Origin of the sequence: Streptomyces sp. NPDC093598 (genome assembly GCF_044764825.1) — a bacterium.
In the GTDB taxonomy this organism is placed as follows: domain Bacteria; phylum Actinomycetota; class Actinomycetes; order Streptomycetales; family Streptomycetaceae; genus Streptomyces.
In genome coordinates this window covers 95,437-114,078 of record NZ_JBIWIV010000017.1, presented here as the reverse complement: position 1 = coordinate 114,078, position 18,642 = coordinate 95,437, and the positions used below count along the sequence as shown (strand labels likewise).

Annotated in this window: 20 protein-coding genes; 7 read left to right on the top strand and 13 right to left on the bottom strand. The window is 71.0% G+C overall.

From position 1 onward, the window contains the following. Positions 1-112 precede the first annotated feature (112 nt). From ACIRDU_RS33380 to ACIRDU_RS33370, 3 genes are all read left to right on the top strand, one after another. Positions 113-1,195, top strand: coding sequence for a sn-glycerol-3-phosphate ABC transporter ATP-binding protein UgpC (locus tag ACIRDU_RS33380; RefSeq protein ID WP_390987434.1), 1,083 nt, complete (start codon positions 113-115; stop codon positions 1,193-1,195). Positions 1,196-1,413: 218 nt separating this feature from the next. Then, complete coding sequence (locus ACIRDU_RS33375) at positions 1,414-1,863, top strand: hypothetical protein (protein ID WP_403586677.1); 450 nt, start codon at positions 1,414-1,416, stop codon at positions 1,861-1,863. Between the two features lie 97 nt (positions 1,864-1,960). Continuing rightward, on the top strand, positions 1,961-2,692 hold the full coding sequence (locus ACIRDU_RS33370; protein WP_403586674.1) for an NDP-sugar synthase: 732 nt from the start codon (positions 1,961-1,963) through the stop codon (positions 2,690-2,692). A gap of 148 nt (positions 2,693-2,840) precedes the next feature. Here the strand turns inward: ACIRDU_RS33370 and ACIRDU_RS33365 are convergent, their stop codons facing one another. The 6 genes from ACIRDU_RS33365 to ACIRDU_RS33340 form a co-directional block, all read right to left on the bottom strand. Next, positions 2,841-4,523 (bottom strand): DoxX family protein, encoded by a 1,683-nt coding sequence (locus ACIRDU_RS33365; protein ID WP_403586671.1) that lies wholly within the window; start codon positions 4,521-4,523, stop codon positions 2,841-2,843. A 128-nt stretch (positions 4,524-4,651) separates the two neighbouring features. Beyond that, complete coding sequence (gene rlmB / locus ACIRDU_RS33360) at positions 4,652-5,593, bottom strand: 23S rRNA (guanosine(2251)-2'-O)-methyltransferase RlmB (protein WP_403586668.1); 942 nt, start codon at positions 5,591-5,593, stop codon at positions 4,652-4,654. A 121-nt stretch (positions 5,594-5,714) separates the two neighbouring features. Continuing rightward, positions 5,715-7,109 carry a cysteine--tRNA ligase gene (gene cysS / locus ACIRDU_RS33355; protein ID WP_403586665.1) on the bottom strand — a complete coding sequence of 465 codons (1,395 nt, stop codon included), beginning with the start codon at positions 7,107-7,109 and terminating at the stop codon, positions 5,715-5,717. A gap of 99 nt (positions 7,110-7,208) precedes the next feature. Next, positions 7,209-7,730, bottom strand: a complete 522-nt coding sequence (gene ispF / locus ACIRDU_RS33350) for a 2-C-methyl-D-erythritol 2,4-cyclodiphosphate synthase (RefSeq protein WP_403586662.1) — start codon at positions 7,728-7,730, stop codon at positions 7,209-7,211. Further along, entirely contained in the window at positions 7,720-8,484 is a 765-nt protein-coding gene (ispD, locus tag ACIRDU_RS33345) for a 2-C-methyl-D-erythritol 4-phosphate cytidylyltransferase (RefSeq protein ID WP_403586659.1), read from the bottom strand. Before ispD ends, ispF begins: the two co-directional genes overlap by 11 nt. A gap of 298 nt (positions 8,485-8,782) precedes the next feature. Then, positions 8,783-9,265 (bottom strand): CarD family transcriptional regulator, encoded by a 483-nt coding sequence (locus ACIRDU_RS33340; RefSeq protein ID WP_003953493.1) that lies wholly within the window; start codon positions 9,263-9,265, stop codon positions 8,783-8,785. A 580-nt stretch (positions 9,266-9,845) separates the two neighbouring features. Between ACIRDU_RS33340 and ACIRDU_RS33335 the strand changes: the two genes are divergently transcribed. Next, a complete protein-coding gene (locus ACIRDU_RS33335) occupies positions 9,846-10,529 on the top strand; it encodes a DUF461 domain-containing protein (protein WP_403586656.1) in 684 nt (227 codons plus the stop codon). Positions 10,530-10,603: 74 nt separating this feature from the next. Here ACIRDU_RS33335 and ACIRDU_RS33330 read toward each other — a convergent pair whose 3' ends face one another. Further along, on the bottom strand, positions 10,604-11,284 hold the full coding sequence (locus ACIRDU_RS33330; RefSeq protein ID WP_030243122.1) for a response regulator transcription factor: 681 nt from the start codon (positions 11,282-11,284) through the stop codon (positions 10,604-10,606). Further along, positions 11,281-12,573 (bottom strand): sensor histidine kinase, encoded by a 1,293-nt coding sequence (locus tag ACIRDU_RS33325; RefSeq protein WP_403586652.1) that lies wholly within the window; start codon positions 12,571-12,573, stop codon positions 11,281-11,283. The genes ACIRDU_RS33330 and ACIRDU_RS33325 overlap by 4 nt, the downstream gene beginning before the upstream one ends. 245 nt (positions 12,574-12,818) lie before the next feature. On the opposite strand from ACIRDU_RS33325, the gene phoU reads away from it, so the two are divergent. The 3 genes from phoU to ACIRDU_RS33310 all read left to right on the top strand — a co-directional run bounded on the left by phoU (position 12,819) and on the right by ACIRDU_RS33310 (position 14,241). Continuing rightward, positions 12,819-13,520: a phosphate signaling complex protein PhoU gene (gene phoU, locus ACIRDU_RS33320; RefSeq protein WP_403586649.1), complete on the top strand. Its 702-nt coding sequence runs from the start codon at positions 12,819-12,821 to the stop codon at positions 13,518-13,520. Between the two features lie 143 nt (positions 13,521-13,663). Further along, complete coding sequence (locus tag ACIRDU_RS33315) at positions 13,664-13,819, top strand: hypothetical protein (RefSeq protein ID WP_403586646.1); 156 nt, start codon at positions 13,664-13,666, stop codon at positions 13,817-13,819. Between the two features lie 170 nt (positions 13,820-13,989). Next, the gene (locus tag ACIRDU_RS33310; RefSeq protein ID WP_403586643.1) at positions 13,990-14,241 is read left to right on the top strand and encodes an SCO4226 family nickel-binding protein; all 252 of its coding nucleotides are present in this window, start codon (positions 13,990-13,992) and stop codon (positions 14,239-14,241) included. Between the two features lie 18 nt (positions 14,242-14,259). Here ACIRDU_RS33310 and ACIRDU_RS33305 read toward each other — a convergent pair whose 3' ends face one another. From ACIRDU_RS33305 to ACIRDU_RS33285, 5 genes are all read right to left on the bottom strand, one after another. Further along, positions 14,260-15,405, bottom strand: a complete 1,146-nt coding sequence (locus tag ACIRDU_RS33305; protein WP_403586640.1) for an RNA polymerase sigma factor — start codon at positions 15,403-15,405, stop codon at positions 14,260-14,262. Then, complete coding sequence (locus ACIRDU_RS33300) at positions 15,398-15,820, bottom strand: YciI family protein (RefSeq protein ID WP_403586771.1); 423 nt, start codon at positions 15,818-15,820, stop codon at positions 15,398-15,400. Before ACIRDU_RS33300 ends, ACIRDU_RS33305 begins: the two co-directional genes overlap by 8 nt. Before the next feature lie 108 nt (positions 15,821-15,928). After that, on the bottom strand, positions 15,929-16,558 hold the full coding sequence (locus ACIRDU_RS33295) for a DinB family protein (RefSeq protein ID WP_403586638.1): 630 nt from the start codon (positions 16,556-16,558) through the stop codon (positions 15,929-15,931). A 175-nt stretch (positions 16,559-16,733) separates the two neighbouring features. Then, positions 16,734-17,600, bottom strand: a complete 867-nt coding sequence (locus tag ACIRDU_RS33290; RefSeq protein WP_403586635.1) for a tetratricopeptide repeat protein — start codon at positions 17,598-17,600, stop codon at positions 16,734-16,736. Positions 17,601-17,859: 259 nt separating this feature from the next. Next, complete coding sequence (locus ACIRDU_RS33285; protein ID WP_403586633.1) at positions 17,860-18,621, bottom strand: phosphoglyceromutase; 762 nt, start codon at positions 18,619-18,621, stop codon at positions 17,860-17,862. Positions 18,622-18,642 lie beyond the last annotated feature (21 nt).

Sequence of the window (18,642 nt, the reverse complement as noted above, 5' to 3'; positions counted from 1 at the left end):
CCTGAGCCAGTTCACACGCGTGGACTACACCACAACGGAATCACCGTCGTGGCACCGCCTTCCTACTCGGATCGTCCGGCACGTTCCTGCCGGTAGAAGGGGTTCACTCACCATGGCCACTGTCTCGTTCGACAAGGCGACCCGGATCTACCCGGGTTCCACCAAGCCCGCCGTCGACGCGCTGGAGATCGACATCGAGGACGGCGAGTTCCTCGTCCTCGTCGGTCCCTCCGGCTGCGGCAAGTCCACCTCGCTCCGCATGCTCGCGGGGCTCGAGGACGTCAACGGCGGCGCCATCCGCATCGGCGACCGCGACGTCACGCACCTGCCGCCGAAGGACCGGGACATCGCCATGGTGTTCCAGAACTACGCGCTCTACCCGCACATGACCGTCGCCGACAACATGGGCTTCGCGCTCAAGATCGCCGGCGTCAACAAGGCGGAGATCCGGCAGAAGGTCGAGGAGGCCGCGAAGATCCTCGACCTCACCGAGTACCTGGACCGCAAGCCGAAGGCCCTCTCCGGCGGTCAGCGCCAGCGTGTCGCCATGGGCCGCGCCATCGTGCGTGAGCCCCAGGTGTTCCTCATGGACGAGCCGCTGTCCAACCTGGACGCCAAGCTCCGTGTGTCCACGCGTACGCAGATCGCCTCGCTCCAGCGCCGCCTGGGCATCACCACCGTCTACGTCACCCACGACCAGGTCGAGGCCATGACGATGGGCGACCGCGTGGCGGTCCTCAAGGACGGTCTGCTCCAGCAGATCGACACCCCGCGCAACATGTACGACAGGCCCGCCAACCTCTTCGTGGCCGGCTTCATCGGCTCCCCGGCGATGAACCTCGTCGAGGTGCCGATCACCGACGGCGGCGTGAAGTTCGGCAAGTCGGTCGTGCCGGTGCAGCGCGACGCGATCGCCGCCGCCACCGACAAGACCGTCACCGTGGGCGTCCGCCCCGAGCACTTCGAGGTGTCGGACGTCGAGCAGGGCCTCGCCGTCACCGTCAACGTCGTCGAGGAGCTCGGCGCCGACGCGTACGTCTACGGCACCGCCAAGGTCGGCGACGACTCCAAGGACCTCGTCGTCCGCGTCAACGGCCGTGACGTCCCGGAGAAGGGCAGCCAGCTGCACGTCGTGCCCCGCTCCGGCGAGACCCACGTGTTCTCGACGTCGACCGGTGCGCGTCTGTCCGACTGATCAACCAGCGAACGCACAACCCCGGGTAATTCACCCAGGTTGACGAAGAGGGCCCCGCAGCGCGCTGCGGGGCCCTTCTCGTTGTCGACAAATACCCCGGCAGACCGGACGTTTCGAGCACTGTGCGTCAACGCCTTACCCAGAAAGTGGCCCTCTCTCATCCCCCGAACCGGTGACTAAATGTCTACAAACCATTACCGGGCGCTACCCTCACACGCGTGAAGCACTCCATGAACCAACAGACGCGACGCGGCCGGGGCCCCGCCCGCCGGATCGGCCGCACCCTCGCTTTCGTCCTGCCCGTCGTCCTGGTGCTCTCCGGAACCCTCGCGGTCACCCGAGTCAACTGGTCGGGGAACTCCACCGACCCGGTGCTCACCGCCGCGGACACCTCCGTGGGCACCCCGAGGGCCGCCAAGCGTGCCCCCCAGGACGTCCTGCGCGACAAGCTGCTGACCGAACTGCAGGAGGAGAATCCGGACGTCGCCCTCACCCACCTCCAGCAGGCCGTCAACGGCCGCCCGTCGCTGGCGAAGCACTGCGCGTCCATCGCCCGCGCCCTCGGCCAGGCCGCCGTCCGGGTCTACGGCCCGACCCGCGCCCAGTCCTACGCGCGGCCGGTCTGCGACACCGCCTTCGCCACCGGCGTCGCCGCCGCGCACAGCTGAGCGCACCGCCCTGCCACCGGGTGGGACGTCCCTGACGGCTGACGGGAACCGTCCTCAGCCGCTGCCCCGGGCGGGACGCCACGTACAGTTCGTTCTCATGAGCGATCCGAGCGCCGCGTCCCGCCCCGTTCAAGCCGTCGTTCTGGCCGGTGGCCAGGGCTCCCGGCTGCGTCCGTACACCGACGACCGGCCCAAGCCGATGGTCGAGATCCCCGGGACGGGGACGCCGATCATCGGCCATCAGCTGTCCTGGCTCGCCGACGAGGGTGTGACGGACGTCGTGGTGTCCTGCGGCCATCTCGCCGAGGTGCTGCAGAAGTGGCTGGAGACGGCCGAGCTGCCGGTCTCCGTCACGACGGTCGTCGAGCCGGAGCCGCTCGGACGCGGCGGCGGCCTGAAGTACGCCGCGGCGCATCTTCCCCACCCCGACCAGCCCTGGTACGCGACGAACGGGGACATCTGGACGCGGTTCTCGCTGCGGGACATGGCCGATTTCCATGCCGAGCGGGACGCCGTCGCGACGCTGGCGCTGGCCCGTCCCCGGCTGCCGTGGGGGGCGGTGCGGACCGACGGGTTCGGGCGCATCACCGACTTCATCGAGGCGCCGCCGTCGACCTTCGAGATCAACGCCGGTGTGTACGTCTTCTCCCCCGAGTTCGCCGGGCTGTTGCCGCACCGGGGCGACCATGAGCGGACGACGTTTCCTCATCTGGCCCGTGAGCGGCGGCTGGCCGGGTTCACGATTCCCCAGGGGTCGTACTGGCGCGCCATCGACACGGCGAAGGACCTGACCGAGGCCGCGAAGGAGCTGGCGGCGTTGGGGCGCTGAGAGCCCGGCTGGTTGCTACCGGTCGGCGGCTGACGGCTCGTCGTGGCTTGTCGCGCAGTTCCCCGCGCCCCGGAAGTCCGTTGCCCTCCCCGCGCGAGAAGGCCCCGCACCTCCCTGGTGCGGGGCCTTCTGTCGCTCGGGTCGGCTGCTAGCCCAGCAGGCCGCCCACCAGCCCCGGCCGGCCGGTGTCGGAGGAGCCGCCGCTGCCCGAGCCGCCCGTCGAGCCCGTACCGCCCGTGGCCGTGCCGCCGGAGGTGGGGCCGGTCGTGGTGCTGGGGGCCTCGTCGGCCGGGGAGGAGCGCTGAGGCGGCGCCTGGCCCGCGGTGCCCTGGGTCTGGCTCGGGGAGCCGCCGGTGACGGTGCCGGTGTCGTGGGTGGCACCGGGCCTGGTCGTGGTGCCCGCGCTGGGGCTCGCCGAGCCGGCCGTGGCGCCCTGAGTGGGCGAGGAGGAGGCCGACGGAGTCCGCTTCTCCTTCCGCTTGCCGGGCTCGCCCGGGAGCGGGGAACCGGGCAGCTCGTTGCGCGGGGCCTCGCCGGGGCCCGGGACGACCACCCGGTCGGCGTCGCGGACGGCGCCGCCGAGCAGCGAGCCGACGAGCAGGGTGACGCCGGTGGCGATGGCCGTGACGAGGGCGCCGCGGCGCAGCACGTAGCGCCGCAGGTCCCAGATGTCGGCGCGGGGGCCGAGGCGGCGCCAGGCGCCACCGGCCAGACGGCCGTCGACGGAGTAGACGGGGGCGCCGGCGATGATCAGCGGGGACCAGGCGGCGAGGTAGATGATGTCCGGCGTCTCGTAGGCGGGGACGCTCTTCCAGCTGACCGTGACCAGCAGCGCGGCCGACAGCAGGGCGCCCAGACAGGCGGCGACGCGCTGCCAGCAGCCCAGCACCGTCAGGACGCCGACGATGACCTGCGCGAAGGCGATGACCAGACCGGCGCCGACCGGGTGCTCGAGGGCCAACTGACGCAGCGGCTCGGCGACTTCCCACGGGTGCAGGGTGTTGAGCCACTTGACCATGGAGCCGCGCTTGCCGCCTTCGAAGTAGACGGGGTCGCACAGCTTGCCCATGCCGGCGTAGATGGAGATGAAGCCGAGGAAGACGCGCAGCGGGAGCAGGACGACGCCGAGGTTCATCCGGCGGCCCGGGTAGTAGGCGTGCCGGGCCGGGTCGTCACCGTGCCGCTTGGCCCGGTGCCCGGTGCCGTCCGCGTCGGTGGCGGACTCCTCGAACTCGTCGTCCTCGTAGGCCGGTTCGTCGTAGGCGCTGCCGACGGTGCGCATGGGCGGCAGCAGCCGGGCGCCGTCGGCGGGATCGTGGGTGCGCTGGGGGCCGACGACCGGCGTCTCGACGGTCTGGGCGAGGTCGTCCTCGTAGCCGGCGCCGCCGTAGCCCGGGCCCTGGTATCCGGGGCTGCCGTAGCCCGGGCCCACGCGGGAGATGACCTGGGTGGCTCCGGTGTCGGAGGCGGGCTCGTCGGCGTGGCGGACACTCTCGTGCCGCACGGCCTGGAGGAGCCGGTGCGCGCCGGTGTCGTCCGGCGCGGATCTGCCGCTCCAGACGACGGGCCGGCGGCGGGCGGTGGCCCCGGCCGCCTCGCTCCCCGCGAGGGGGACACGGGCGGTGTCCTCGGTGGCGGTCAGGTGCCGTGCGACCCGGGGGGACTGGACGCGATGCGTCGAGACGCCCAACTGCACGCGGAAACTCGCGTGGTTGACGATGACCTGCGCCGGGTCGCTCGGCACCTTCACCATGCTCAGCGCGGGAGCGTCGTCGAGTCCAGACGAGCGGTCCCCCGTGGGTGTGCGGGGTGTTCTGGTGTCCACACTCATCTAACCGAGTGACGTCGGGTTAGGACACTGCTTTGACCCGCCGGATCTGTCCGGACCCCGTCAAGCTTGCCCTCCCCGCCCGGATGACACCGAAATTACCCCGTACGGGTGAAGTTCCGGACGCCTGTTCAGCGACGGCGGCGAGCCGCCTCGTACAGCACGATCCCCGCCGCCACACCGGCGTTGAGCGACTCGGCGCCGCCCGGCATCGGGATCCGGACCCGGTGGTCGCAGGTCTCCCCGACCAGCCGGGACAGCCCCTTGCCCTCGCTGCCGACGACGATGACGACCGGGCCGTCCAGCGCCGGAAGCTCGCCGATCTCGGCCTCGCCGTCGGCGGCCAGGCCGACGACCACGATGCCGGCCTTCTTGTAGGCCTCGAGGGCCCGGGTGAGGTTGGTGGCGCGAGCGACCGGGGTGCGGGCCGCCGTGCCGGCGGACGTCTTCCAGGCACCGGCCGTCATACCGGCCGCACGGCGCTCGGGGACGACCACGCCGTGGCCGCCGAAGGCGGAGACGGAACGGACGACCGCGCCCAGGTTGCGCGGGTCGGTGACGCCGTCGAGGGCGACGATCAGCGGGTCCTCGCCGTCGTCGTAGGCGGCGGACGCCAGGTCTTCGGGGTGCGCGTACTCGTACGGCGGGACCTGCAGGACCAGGCCCTGGTGGTTGAGACCGTTGGTCATCCGGTCCAGCTCGGGGCGCGGCGCCTCCATGAGGTTGATGCCACCGCGCTCGGCGGCGACCTGGAGCGCCTCGCGCACCCGCTCGTCGTTGTCGATGAACTGCTGGACGTAGAGGGTGGAGGCCGGGACGCCCTCGCGCAGCGCCTCCAGGACCGGGTTGCGTCCGACGACCAGCTCGGACGTGCCCTTGCCGCCGCGGCCGCGGGCCACGGGCCGGCGCACGGCCTGCTTCGCCTTGGCGTTGGCGACGCGGTTCTTCTTGTGTCCCTTGCGCATCTCGGCGGGCGGGGTGGGGCCCTTGCCTTCCAGGCCCCGGCGCCGCTGGCCGCCACTGCCGACCTGCGCGCCCTTCTTGCCGGACATGCGGCGGTTGTTCGCGGCCATGAGCTACCCGTCTCCGTGAAGTGTTCGGTGTTCGTACGTACGTCTGTGTACGTCTGTTACGTCTATGCAGTGTGCCGCCCGGAGGCCCGGGCGGCACAGTCGATCAGCCGTGGGGCTGGTCTCAGCGCGGGCCGAGGCTCCAGCGAGGTCCCTGCGGGCTGTCCTCGATGACCAGGCCGGACTGGCTCAGCTGGTCGCGGATGGCGTCCGCGGTGGGCCAGTCCTTGCGGGCCCGGGCGGCCTCGCGCTGGTCGAGAACCATGCGGACGAGCGTGTCGACCACGCCGTGCAGGTCGTCACCGCGGTCGCCCTCCCCGGCCCAGTACGGGTCGAGCGGGTCGAGGCCGAGGACGCCGAGCATCGCGCGCACCTCGGCGAGCCGGGCCACGGCTGCTTCCTTGTCGTCGGCGGCGAGCGCGCTGTTGCCCTGCCGGACGGTGGTGTGCACCACGGCGAGCGCCTGCGGCACACCCAGGTCGTCGTCCATGGCCTCGGCGAAGGCGAGCGGCACCTCGGCGGCGGGCTCGACAGGGCCGGCCTTCTCCACCACGCGTTGCACGAAGCCCTCGATCCGCGCGAACGCCGACTCGGCCTCGCGCAGGGCCTCCTCGCTGTACTCGATCATCGAGCGGTAGTGGGGGGTGCCGAGGTAGTAGCGCAGCACGATGGGCCGCCAGCGCTTGACCATCTCGCTGACCAGGACCGAGTTGCCGAGCGACTTGGACATCTTCTCGCCGCTCATGGTGACCCAGGCGTTGTGCACCCAGTACCGGGCGAAGGTGTCGCCGTAGGCCTTGGCCTGCGCGATCTCGTTCTCGTGGTGCGGGAAGACCAGGTCGAGGCCGCCGCCGTGGATGTCGAAGGCGGAGCCCAGGTACTTGTGCGCCATCGCCGAGCACTCCAGGTGCCAGCCGGGACGGCCGCGGCCCCAGGGCGTCTCCCAGTCGGGCTCGCCCGGCTTGGTGGCCTTCCACATGGCGAAGTCGCGCGGGTCGCGCTTGCCCGAGACGCCCTCGTCGGGCTGGCGCAGGTCGTCGATGTCCTGGTTGGACAGCGCCAGGTACTCGGGGAAGGAGCGGACGTCGAAGTAGACGCTGCCGTCGGCGACGTAGGCGTGCCCGCGCTCGATGAGGCCGCGCATCATCTCGACCATCTCGGTGATGTGGCCGGTGGCACGCGGCTCGTAGGTCGGGGGCAGGCAACCGAGGGCGTGGTAGCCGTCGTTGAACGCGCGCTCGTTCTCGTAGCCGATGGCCCACCAGGGGCGGTTCTGGTCGGCCGACTTGGCGATGATCTTGTCGTCGATGTCCGTCACGTTCCGCACGAACGTGACGTCGTAGCCGCGGTACTCGAACCAGCGGCGCATGATGTCGAAGTTCAGGCCGGAGCGGATGTGCCCGATGTGCGGGGCGGCCTGCACGGTGGCACCGCACAGGTAGATCGAGACGCAACCCGGCTGGAGCGGGGAGAAGTCACGGATCTGCCGGGCGCTGGTGTCGTACAGGCGAATAGTCACCACTCCAGGGTAGTGGCCCCCGGGGTGTGCCTCAGGACCTTCCCCGCGGGGCGCACACATTCGTGACATTGGCCATCGGTACGCCCCGACCGCTTGCCCTCAGCCGACCCGCACGACCAGCGCCGTGGCCACCGCCATCAGCCCTTCGTCCCGGCCGGGGAAACCGAGCCCGTCCGTCGTCGCGCCCGACACCGACACGGGGGCTCCGGCCGCCTCCGACAGGAGTTTCTGGGCCTCGTCCCTGCGCTTGCCGATCTTCGGGCGGGGACCCACCACCTGTACGGCGATGTTGCCGATCCGGAAGCCCGCCTCGCGCACGATGCGCGCGGCCTCCGTCAGGAGGGTGACGCCGGAGGCGCCCGACCACTCGGGGCGGCCCGTGCCGAAGTGCTGCCCGAGGTCGCCGAGGCCGGCGGCGGAGAAGAGGGCGTTGCAGGCGGCGTGGGCGACGACGTCCGCGTCGGAGTGGCCGGCCAGGCCCGGGCCCTCGCCCTCCCACTTCAGGCCGGCGCACCACAGCTCGCGGCCCTCCTCGAAGGCGTGGATGTCGGTGCCGATGCCGACCTGGGGAAGCGGGATCCCACCCGGCGGCAGACGGACATCGGATGCCTCAGAAGCCATCGTTGAGCCTCCTGCGGGCCAGGACCGCCTCCGCGAGGACCAGGTCAAGGGGGCGGGTGACCTTGAAGGCCTCCTCGTGACCGGGGACGGCCACGACCGTGAGGCCGAGCTGCTCGACCATGCCCGCGTCGTCGGTGACCTCGCCGGTCACCGTCTCGTGCGCCCGGATCAGCGTGGCCCGGTCGAAGCCCTGCGGGGTCTGCACGGCCCGCAGCAGGGCTCGCTCCGGCGTGGCGACGACCGGCTCCGGCTCGCCGGGGGTGCCGGCGGGCTCGACCTGCTTGACGGTGTCGGCGAGGGGCAGTGCCGGGACCACGGCAGGGGCGCCGTCCCGTACGGCCTCGATCACGGCGTCGACGGTGTCCACCGGGACCAGCGGCCGGGCCGCGTCGTGGACCAGCACGATGTCGTGGCCGGACGGCAGCGCGTCGAGGCCGAGTTTCACGGACTCCTGGCGGGTCTGCCCGCCCGGGACGACGAGGAAGTCCGTCCGCTCGGGCAGGGCGTGCGCGTCGAGCAGCGTCTTGACCTCGGCGGCACCGTCGGGCGGTGCCACGACGACGACCAGGGAGACGGCGCGGGAGGCCGCCATCGCGCGGACCGCGTGGATCAGCATGGGGGTGCCGCCCAGCGCGCGGAGCGCCTTGGGGGCGCCCGGGCCGAGCCGGACACCCCGGCCGGCGGCCGGGATCACGGCCGCCGTACGGGCCGCGGAGGAGGCGGCAGGCGGCGAGGGACGCGAATCGTCAGACATCGGTTCCTGTCAGGTTTGTGTGCTGGCCTGGCGTGGGTATGGCCTGGAGGAGTGCCGGGCGCGACGCGCTCGACCGGACCCTTCCGTGACGCTGGTCGAGCCGGCTGCCCGGGCCCGGCACACCAAGCATCGGGGCGTGAGTGATAACACATCCCGGGGTGGCGGCGCATGGCGTCGGAGTACGGACATGCCGCAGCGCCCGGCGACAGGAATTCGTCATCGGGCACCGCGGCATTTCGATGTGCAGGCGCGCTTGATCAGCCTTGATCAGCAGAGCTGCTGAACGACGGGCTTCGCCTCAGGAGGCGAGAACCTCGTCGAGCAGAGCCTCGGCCTTGTCCTCGTTGGTGTTCTCCGCGAGGGCGAGCTCGCTCACCAGAATCTGGCGGGCCTTGGCGAGCATGCGCTTCTCACCGGCGGAGAGTCCGCGCTCGCGCTCACGACGCCACAGGTCACGCACGACTTCCGCGACCTTGATGACATCGCCCGAGGCGAGCTTCTCCAGGTTTGCCTTGTACCGACGGGACCAGTTCGTGGGCTCCTCGGCGTACGGTGCGCGCAGCACCTCGAAGACCCGGTCCAGCCCGTCCTGACCGACCACATCACGCACGCCGACGAACTCCGCATTGTCCGCTGGCACACGCACCGTCAGGTCGCCCTGGGCGACCTTCAGCACCAAGTAGGTCTTGTCCACGCCTTTGATCTGGCGAGTTTCGATGGCCTCGATCAGCGCGGCCCCGTGATGGGGATAGACCACGGTGTCGCCAACCTTGAACGTCATGTGACAGGTACCCCTTCCGTGGCTATCCAGAGTAACACGGAAATCGTGGGTTCTGAATGGCGTTTTCGCAGGTCAGGGCGTATCTCGGGGCTTGACAACTCCGACAGGAACGTGCTTCGGACAGGGAGTGGAAGAAGGTATTCGCAGGTGGGAGCGGCTCTCCGGGGGGAGCGAAACGCGTACGCTACACGCATCCGGAGCATCCTCCAGACGGCCGAACATCCCCATATGTCCGGTTCCGTATGATCGACTTCCGCTACTCCGTTCGGTGGCCCGAGCCGGGTTCCGGTCGAATCCGGAATTGATCACGAGGCGCCCGGGCGGGCCGTCGGTGATCAATTCCAGGTGGTCCCCGCATTCCTTCACGGAAATTTTGCGGTACTGCCCGGGACTCTTATGTGAATGCCGGACGGGCACCACGCCAATGTGACCGCGGAGTCACGCGTGACTCAGGTGGATCGGCGGCGCCGGGGGGTCGGGTGCGGCCGGACGGGGGCGGCTCGGTAACCTAAGGCCCGCTGACAGACACTTAGGGCGGCTTTATCGGCCGCTCCGCTCGAGTCAAGGAGTTGCCGCCGCCGTGAGCAGCAGCCTTCGACGCGGTGCCCTCGCCGCCGCCGTCACCGCGTTCTCGATCGCCTCGCTCGCCGCGTGCGGCGCCGGCAACAACGCCCAGACCCTGGAGATCAAGCCGGACAACGCGGCCACGAGCCTCGGCGACATCAAGATCCAGAACGCGATCGTGATCACTCAGCCCGACCTCGAGTCGACCGGCCCGGCCGCGATCTCCGCGACCTTCTTCAACTCCGGCAGGACCGCCGAGACGCTGGAGTCCATCACCCTCCCCGGCACCGGCAAGACCGCCGAGCTCAAGCCCGCCAAGGGCGGCAGCCTCAGCATCCCGCCCGGCGGCTCGCTGATCGTGGGCGGCAAGGACAACGCCACGGCGATGCTGCCGAGCAGCCGTGAGGCCGTGCAGGACGGCAACGCCCAGAAGGTCACCTTCACCTTCAGCAAGACGGGTGCCGTGAGCCTGCGCGCGTTCGTGGTCCCCGCCGAGCACTACTTCAAGGAGTGGGGCCCGACCGAGGTCCCGGCCGCGCCGGGCGCCTCGCCGTCCCCGTCCGGTTCGCCGTCCGGTTCTCCCGCCGAGGGTGAGTCGGGCGCCCCGGAGAGCCCCGCCGCAGGCGAGACACCGGGTGGCCACGAGGCCTCCGGCACGCCGACCGACGCGGCCTCGGCGAGCGCGAGCGCCGGTCACTGAGCAGACGCACCAGGGCGGGACCTCTCTCCGGAGAGGTCCCGCCCTTTTGTGTGATGCCGTCGTGCGCGGCCGGTCTACGGCTCGAACTTGTAGCCGAGACCGCGGACCGTCACCAGGTAGCGCGGGGCGCCCGGGTCCGGCTCGATCTTGGCGCGCAGGCGCTTGACGTGGACGTCGAGGGTCTTGGTGTCACCGACGTAGTCGGCACCCCAGACGCGGTCGATGAGCTGCATCCGCGTCAGCACGCGGCCGGCGTTGCGCAGCAGCATCTCCAGCAGGTCGAACTCCTTCAGCGGCAGGTCGATCTTGGTGCCGCCGACGGTGACCACGTGCCGGTCGACGTCCATGCGGACCGGACCGGCCTCCAGGGCCGCCGGGGTCACCTCCTCGGGCTCGCCGCGGCGGCGCAGTACGGCACGGATGCGCGCGACCAGCTCGCGCGAGGAGAACGGCTTGGTGACGTAGTCGTCGGCTCCTATCTCCAGGCCGACGACCTTGTCGATCTCGCTGTCCTTGGCGGTCACCATGATGACGGGGACATTGGAGCGGCCGCGCAGCTGGCGGCAGACCTCGGTGCCCGGCAGGCCGGGCAGCATCAGGTCGAGGAGGACGAGGTCGGCGCCGTTGCGCTCGAACTCGTCGAGTCCGTCGGGCCCGGTGGTCGCGACGGCGACCTCGAAGCCCTCTTTGCGGAGCATGTACGACAGGGCGTCGGAGAAGGACTCCTCGTCCTCGACGACGAGCACACGGGTCACGGAAGGACCTCCGGGGCGGGAAGCGTTTCGTACGCGGTGGAATCGGGGGATGTGGGGGTGGACCGCCCGGCCTCCACGTCGAGGCCCGCGCCTCCTGCGCGTATCTCTCGGGCGGGCTGCTGATGTGCGCGGTCGCGGGCCGCACCGGCCTCGGGCAGCCGCAGGGTGAACGTGGAGCCCTGGCCTTCGGCGCTCCACACGGTGACCTCCCCGCCGTGCGAGGCGGCCACGTGCTTCACGATCGCCAGTCCCAGCCCCGTGCCGCCCGTGGCACGGGAGCGGGCCGGGTCGACGCGGTAGAAGCGCTCGAAGATGCGCTCCTTGTCCTTGTCGGAGATGCCGATGCCCTGGTCGGTGACGGCGATCTCGATGAGCTCCCCGCCGGGCGCGTTCACCCTGCGGGCCGCTATGCCGACGCGGGTACGGGCGGGCGAGTAGTTGACCGCGTTCTCGACGAGGTTGCCGAGGGCGGCGGCGAGCTGACCGCGGTTTCCCCACACGTGCAGATCGGCGGTGCCGCCCGCGGCCATGGTGATCTGTTTGGCGCCGGCCTGGTGCCGGCAGCGGTCGACTGCCTCGGCGACGAGCTCGTCGACGCGGACGGGCTCGGCGTCCTCGAGGGGATCGTCGTTCTGCACGCGCGACAGGTCGATGAGCTCCTGCACCAGGCTGGTGAGCCGGGTGGCCTCGATCTGCATGCGCCCGGCGAACCGCTGGACGGCCTCGGGGTCGTCGGAGGCGTCCATGACGGCCTCGGAGAGCAGGGAGAGGGCACCGACGGGCGTCTTCAGCTCGTGGCTCACGTTGGCGACGAAGTCGCGCCGGACCGCCTCGATGCGGCGGGCCTCGGTCAGGTCCTCCACGAGCAGCAGCACCAGCCGGGAGCCGAGCGGCGCGACCCGCGCGGAGACGGCCAGGGCCTCTCCGCGTCCGGTGCCGCGCCGTGGCAGATCCAGCTCGACCTGGCGTATCTCGCCGTCCCGCCTGGTGTCCCGGGCCATCTGCAGCATCGGCTCGACGGCGAGCTTGCCGCCGCGGACCAGGCCGAGGGCGTACGCCGCCGAGCTGGCCTTGACCACGGCGTCCGCCTCGTCGAGGACGACGGCCGACGACCTCAGCACCGACAGGACCGTGTCCACGCCCGGCGGAAGGACCGCGTCGGTGTGCAGGGAGCTACGGGTGGGGCGCTTCTGCTCGCGCTCACTCCAGCGGAACGCGAGCATGGCGATGACGCCGGTGAGCACCCCGGCGATCGCTGCCGCTGCGGCGACCGCCGCGTTCACGTCCATGCACCCAGGTTAGGCATGGCTCGGGCACCCTCCACAGCCGCCGGGCTGCGAGCTCGAACACTCGTCGCCCAGAGTTCACCTTGGAGCCAGTATTGGTTCATTTGGGATGACGGAAACGGACGCGTACGGGCCGGAACGTGGGAGCGTGGGGTTCGGACCGTTGGTCATACGACGGTCGTACCGCCGGTTGTCCGGTGGGCCCCGGCCCTTGGACCCCCGACTGAGACGCACGAGAGGGAAGCCTGATGCGGGACGCGTACCACGAGGAACTGGACTCGATCGGCGACGGTCTGGTGGAGATGGCCCGGCTGGTCGGGTCGGCGATCGGGCGCGCCACGACCGCCATGCTCGACTCCGACCTGAAGCTGGCCGAGAACGTCATCGAGGCCGACCAGCGGGTCGACGAGCTCCAGCACGAGCTGGAGGCCAGGGCCATAGCCCTGCTGGCGCGGCAGCAGCCGGTGGCGACGGACCTGCGCATCGTCGTCACGTCGCTGCGGATGTCGGCCGATCTGGAGCGCTCGGGCGACCTCGCCCAGCACGTGGCGAAGCTCGCGCGCCTGCGCTACCCGGACCGCGCGGTCCCGAGCGACCTGCACGCCACCATCCTGGAGATGGGCCAGCTCGCGCAGCGCCTGATGGCGAAGGCCGCCGAGGTGATCATCACCAAGGACGTCGACCTGGCGCTCCAGCTGGAGCAGGACGACGACGAGATGGACCTGCTGCACCGCACCCTGTTCCAGCACCTGATGGACGACCGCTGGAAGCACGGCATCGAGACGGCCGTGGACGTCACGCTGCTCGGCCGCTACTACGAGCGGTTCGCCGACCACGCCGTGTCGGTCGCCAAGCGGGTGGTGTACCTGGTGACGGGTGAGCACGCGGACGAGCTCCAGACGGACGCGCAGCCGGAGATCCAGGCGGTTTCGGGGGCGGAGAGCGCCTGAACGGGCCGTGTCGAGGGCGGCGCCGGGACTGACCGGGGGCGGCCGGGGACCGGCTGAGGCGCGCGGGCGCCTCAGTGCGCTGTTGATGCGCCCAGCGGAACGGGCATCCAATGGGCACAGGCACCAGCCTCGAGGAGGGACCCATGGCCGAATCCCCCAGCACCACGCCCGACCCCGCCCGCCAGCGCGAGACCGAGCAGCCCGCCGAGATCAGGAGCCTGCCCCTGGTCGCCGCGTGCGGCTGCGGTTCGGGCTGCGGCTGCGGCTGCCAGTCGGGCAGCGCCTGCCAGTGCGGCTGACGCCGACGCGTTGTCGTTCGTCCGACCTGTAGGGCCCCGGGTGTCGCCGGGGCCCTACGGCGTTGCGGCCGTCGTAGGGCCTGGGGTCGCCGGGGTGGCCGTACGGGCGGAGCATGAGAGGTAGGCAAGGCGGCGCGGGCGGGCGCCGTGCCGGGAAGGAGGCGCGAGGCATGCCCAAGTTCATGGATGTCCATCGCGGCATGAAGGGCATCACGGAGGAACAGTTGCGTGAAGCCCACAACGCGGACCTCGCGATCGAGAAGGACGAGCAGGTCCACTTCGAGATGGCCTGGGCGGACCCGGAGTCCGGCCTCGTCTACTGCCTCTCCGAGGCTCCGTCGGCCGAAGCGGTCCAGCGCATTCACGAGCGCGCCGGGCACAAGGCGGACGAGGTGCACCCCGTGCCGTTGTCGGTGCGGTGACCCACCGCACGCGGTCCGTCAGCGGCGCCGGCCGGCGTTGAGGCGGGCCGCCTGCCGGGTCAGGTAGTCGCGTTCGGCGAGGTCGGGCGCCTTGCGGGCCGCCTCGGCGTACAGGCGGGCCGCCGTTTCCGGGTCACCGTCGCGCTCGTGGAGGTACGCCGCCACCGCGGCGTACCGGGGCAGTGAGTCGTCCAGGGCCGCGAGCGCCGCGAGCCCGGCGCGCGGTCCGTCGGCCTCGCCGAGGGCCACCGCGCGGTTGAGCCGGACGACCGGGCTGTCGGTCAGGCGCGTGAGTTCGTCGTACCACTCGACGATCTGCACCCAGTCGGTCTCCTCGGCGGTCTGCGCGTCGGCGTGGAGGGCCGCGATGGCGGCCTGTGCCTGGAACTCGCCCAGCCGGTCGCGGGCGAGGGCCGCCTGGAGGATCGCGACGCCCTCGGCGATCAGGCGCGTGTCCCACCGGCCGCGGTCCTGGTCGGCGAGCGGGACCAGGCTGCCGTCGGGTGCGGTGCGGGCGGCGCGCCGGGCGTGGTGGAGCAGCATGAGGGCGAGCAGCCCGGCCACCTCGGGGTGGTCGACCCGGGTCGCGAGCCGGCGGGTGAGCCGGATGGCCTCGGCGGCGAGGTCGACGTCCCCGGAGTAACCCTCGTTGAAGACCAGGTAGAGCACGCGCAGCACGGTGGCGACGTCGCCGGGCTGGTCGAACCGCACGCCGGAGACGGTGCGCTTGGCGCGGCTGATGCGCTGCGCCATGGTCGCCTCGGGGACCAGGTAGGCCTGGGCGATCTGCCGCGTGGTGAGCCCGCCGACGGCGCGCAGGGTGAGCGCGACCGCCGACGACGGCGTCAGCGAGGGGTGGGCGCACAGGAAGTAGAGCTGGAGCGTGTCGTCCACGTCGGGCGCGGGCCCGGGCGCCGGTTCCTCGTCGACGAGGTCCTCACGCCGGCGGCGGGCGCTGTCCGCCCGCGCCTGGTCGAGGAACTTGCGCCAGGCCACGGTGACCAGCCAGCCCTTGGCGTCCCGCGGCTGCTCGGCGGGCCAGACGCGCAGCGCCTCGATCAGCGCGTCCTGCACGGCGTCCTCGGCCGCCGCGAAGTCGGCTCCGCGGCGGACGAGGATCGTGAGCACGCCCGGTGTGAGGCTGCGGAGCAGCGCCTCATCCATGGACAAGGCACTCGGGAATGGTGGGCGGCGCGGTCAGGAACGGACGCACCTCCAGCCACTCGTGGATCGGCTTGCCGCCCGCGCCGGGAGCGGCGGACAGTTCCCCGGCCAGCTCGACGGCACGCTCGTAGCTGTCGACGTCGATGATCATCCAGCCGGCGATGAGGTCCTTGGTCTCGGCGAACGGGCCGTCGGTGACCGGCGGGCGTCCCTCACCGTCGTACCGGACCCACTTCCCTTCGGGGGCGAGCGCCTGGCCGTCCACGAACTCGCCGGTCTTCTCCAGCCGGGCCGCGAAGTCGTTCATGTACTGGATGTGCGCCGAGATCTCCTCCGGCGTCCACTGGTCCATGGGCACGTCGTTGACCGCTGCCGGGGCGCCTCGGTAGTGCTTCAGAAGCAGGTACTTGGCCATCATGTTCTCCTCGGTGCTGGTGCGACCCATCCTGGCCGCCTTCACCCCGGGGACGGAGCAGGGCACGGGTTCTCGACATCGCCGCCGAAGTTTTTTTGTGGGCGGTGCTCACTGCCCGACGCGGCCGTCGATCCGTTCGCGCAGAAGGTCGGCGTGGCCGCAGTGCCGGGCGTACTCCGCGATCTGCGCGACCAGGATGTCGCGGAGCTGGACCTGCCCGCCGGGTTCGGGGCCGTAGTCGGAGAAGCCGGCGTTGCGGGAGGAGAGGTCGGTGACGCCGGCCAGGTAGCGGTCGGTGCGTTCGGTCTCGGCCCGCCAGTGCCGCCAGGCCTCCTCCACGGCCGCCGGGTCGGCGACGGCACCGTTGAAGTCACCGTCCCGGTCCTCCTGCGTGCGGTACAGCTTCGGCGCGTCCTCGCCGGCCATCACCCGGCGGAGGTGCCGCTCGTCCTCCGTCAGGTGCCGCACCAGTCCGAGCAGCGACATCGTGGACGGCGGGCAGGATCGCCGGGCCATCTGCTCGGCGTCCAGGCCCGCGCACTTCATCTCAAAGGTGAGGCGGTAGTTGCGCAGGTAGTCGAGGAGGATGCCGCGCTCGTCGACCGGCTGGGTGTCGGTCTCGCGGGGGTCGTCGTCGGGGTCGACCCACATGTCGGGGTAGACGGTCGACTGCGTCCACCGTGTCGTGTCCGAGGTCGCTGACGTCACTGCTTCACCGGGGTGCTCGCCTGGGGCCATGCGGGCATGGTGGACCGGGCGGGGCGGGCCCGCCACCGAATATCGGGATGACGGGGGGAGAGACCGGGCGGCCTCGCCCTCCACGGGCATCTCGCCCAGAAGGTCTGCCGCACGTAGGACCTAGGGACCTGCGTGCACGATTTTCTTGATCCACCCCAGGCTCACTCCCCGGGGCTCAACCAAACAGCTCCAGTCCGTTCCAGCTGCGTTCGCCACCCGTCGCCCACGCATCCAGTAGCTGCCGGGCCTCGGTCTCAGGGGCGGCCAGCCAGACAGCCTGAGAGCCGCCGTGTGTCCGTACGCCGGCCTCATCCCAGTCGACCCGGCCCTCGCTGCAGCATGCGCACAGCATGTGGAAGCTGCTCGCCGGCTCGGCGCCGAAGTCCTGCGCGAAGAATGAAGCCACCAGGGCGTCGACGTCGGATGCATCCGCTGCCTTTACGGTCGCATGCAGCGTCGGCAGCGAAGAGGCCTCGAAGAGCAGCAATTCGTCGAAGACAGCGACGCTCTGGCCGTTGTACGTCCGCTCGCCAGTCGGTTCCCCATCGTGCACGACGATCTCGCCGAAGTGACGGCCTTTCGTGGCAGGAACGTTCATCACGCGTCCTCGCGTCGGGCAGAGTCGCTGGATCCAGACCACCTCGCGCTCGCCACCCGTGTCCAGCCGTACGCACGCCGGGCCAAAGGCGCCGTTGATCTCCCCCTCGCCCTCCGGCATCGGGATCCCGAAGCCCTCCCAAGCGTCACGGGCGGTCGCCCAATCACGCTGGATTGTGGCTGCGACCCCCAGGTTCCAAAACGCCGGGTCCTGCTCGCCGCGCGGCGAGCGGGCGGCAGCCTCCCGGCCGAGTTCGTAGGCCTTTACCCAGTTACGCAGAAACTTGTACGCCAGTGCTGCGTCGTACCACCACACCGCGCTGGGGCCCTCGTCCGGATAGTGAGCAAGGACCTGCTCGTACAGCTCGGCGGAACGCAACCACTCCTCCGCATCCCACATCTCGCGAGCCCGTTCCAGCAACTGCTTCGCCTCGGACTTCTCCACGCCCCTGCCTCTCCCTCTGACCAGGGAGGGAGTTTCGCACGACGACACAAGGGGTGCTGATCTGGTAGTCGGACGGCGGGGGCACAGCTCGCCTACGCCCCCGCCGAGATCGCCGTCCCTGTGGCGCTGCTGATCACCCTCGACATCCGCGTCCGCTGGCGCCGTCGCACGTGACGGCCCAGGCCAGAGACGGCCCAGCCTCGCAGAAAAGCCCCCTACCGGCGGAGAACCCGCAGTTAGGGGGCTTCTTCGGCCCTGCTTACTTCTTCTTGCCCTGGTTCTTGACCGCCTCGATGGCCGCCGCGGCCGCTTCGGGGTCCAGGTACGTGCCGCCCGGGTTCAGGGGCTTGAAGTCGGCGTCGAGTTCGTAGGAGAGCGGGATGCCCGTCGGGATGTTGAGGCCCGCGATGTCCGCGTCGGAGATGCCGTCCAGGTGCTTGACCAGGGCGCGGAGCGAGTTGCCGTGGGCCGCGACCAGGACCGTGCGGCCGGTCAGCAGGTCGGGGACGACCGCGTCGAACCAGTACGGGAGCATGCGGACGACGACGTCCTTCAGGCACTCCGTGCGCGGGCGCAGCTCCGGCGGGAGGGTCGCGTAGCGCGGGTCGGAGTACTGGGAGTACTCGGCGTCGACGTCCAGCGGCGGGGGCGGGGTGTCGTAGGACCGGCGCCACAGCATGAACTGCTCCTCGCCGAACTCGGCGAGCGTCTGGGCCTTGTCCTTGCCCTGGAGGGCGCCGTAGTGGCGCTCGTTCAGGCGCCAGGAGCGGTGGACGGGGATCCAGTGGCGGTCCGCGGCCTCGAGGGCCAGCTGGGCCGTGCGGATCGCGCGCTTCTGGAGGGAGGTGTGGACCACGTCGGGGAGGAGATCGGCGTCCTTCAGGAGCTCGCCACCGCGGACCGCCTCCTTCTCGCCCTTCTCGTTGAGATTGACGTCCACCCAGCCGGTGAACAGGTTCTTCGCGTTCCACTCGCTCTCGCCGTGGCGGAGGAGGATCAGCTTGTACGGTGCGTCGGCCATGCCTCAGAGCGTAATCCACGC

Bases quoted from the DNA above. Each gene is read 5' to 3' on its own strand.
- ACIRDU_RS33380 (WP_390987434.1), top strand. From the start codon at position 113: ATGGCCACTGTCTCGTTCGACAAGGCGACCCGGATCTACCCGGGTTCC.
- ACIRDU_RS33370 (WP_403586674.1), top strand. From the start codon at position 1,961: ATGAGCGATCCGAGCGCCGCGTCCCGCCCCGTTCAAGCCGTCGTTCTG.
- ACIRDU_RS33365 (WP_403586671.1), bottom strand. From the start codon at position 4,523: ATGAGTGTGGACACCAGAACACCCCGCACACCCACGGGGGACCGCTCG.
- rlmB (WP_403586668.1), bottom strand. From the start codon at position 5,593: ATGGCCGCGAACAACCGCCGCATGTCCGGCAAGAAGGGCGCGCAGGTC.
- ispF (WP_403586662.1), bottom strand. From the start codon at position 7,730: ATGGCTTCTGAGGCATCCGATGTCCGTCTGCCGCCGGGTGGGATCCCG.
- ispD (WP_403586659.1), bottom strand. From the start codon at position 8,484: ATGTCTGACGATTCGCGTCCCTCGCCGCCTGCCGCCTCCTCCGCGGCC.
- ACIRDU_RS33340 (WP_003953493.1), bottom strand. From the start codon at position 9,265: ATGACGTTCAAGGTTGGCGACACCGTGGTCTATCCCCATCACGGGGCC.
- ACIRDU_RS33325 (WP_403586652.1), bottom strand. From the start codon at position 12,573: ATGGACGTGAACGCGGCGGTCGCCGCAGCGGCAGCGATCGCCGGGGTG.
- phoU (WP_403586649.1), top strand. From the start codon at position 12,819: ATGCGGGACGCGTACCACGAGGAACTGGACTCGATCGGCGACGGTCTG.
- ACIRDU_RS33315 (WP_403586646.1), top strand. From the start codon at position 13,664: ATGGCCGAATCCCCCAGCACCACGCCCGACCCCGCCCGCCAGCGCGAG.
- ACIRDU_RS33310 (WP_403586643.1), top strand. From the start codon at position 13,990: ATGCCCAAGTTCATGGATGTCCATCGCGGCATGAAGGGCATCACGGAG.
- ACIRDU_RS33305 (WP_403586640.1), bottom strand. From the start codon at position 15,405: ATGGATGAGGCGCTGCTCCGCAGCCTCACACCGGGCGTGCTCACGATC.
- ACIRDU_RS33300 (WP_403586771.1), bottom strand. From the start codon at position 15,820: ATGGCCAAGTACCTGCTTCTGAAGCACTACCGAGGCGCCCCGGCAGCG.
- ACIRDU_RS33295 (WP_403586638.1), bottom strand. From the start codon at position 16,558: ATGGCCCCAGGCGAGCACCCCGGTGAAGCAGTGACGTCAGCGACCTCG.
- ACIRDU_RS33285 (WP_403586633.1), bottom strand. From the start codon at position 18,621: ATGGCCGACGCACCGTACAAGCTGATCCTCCTCCGCCACGGCGAGAGC.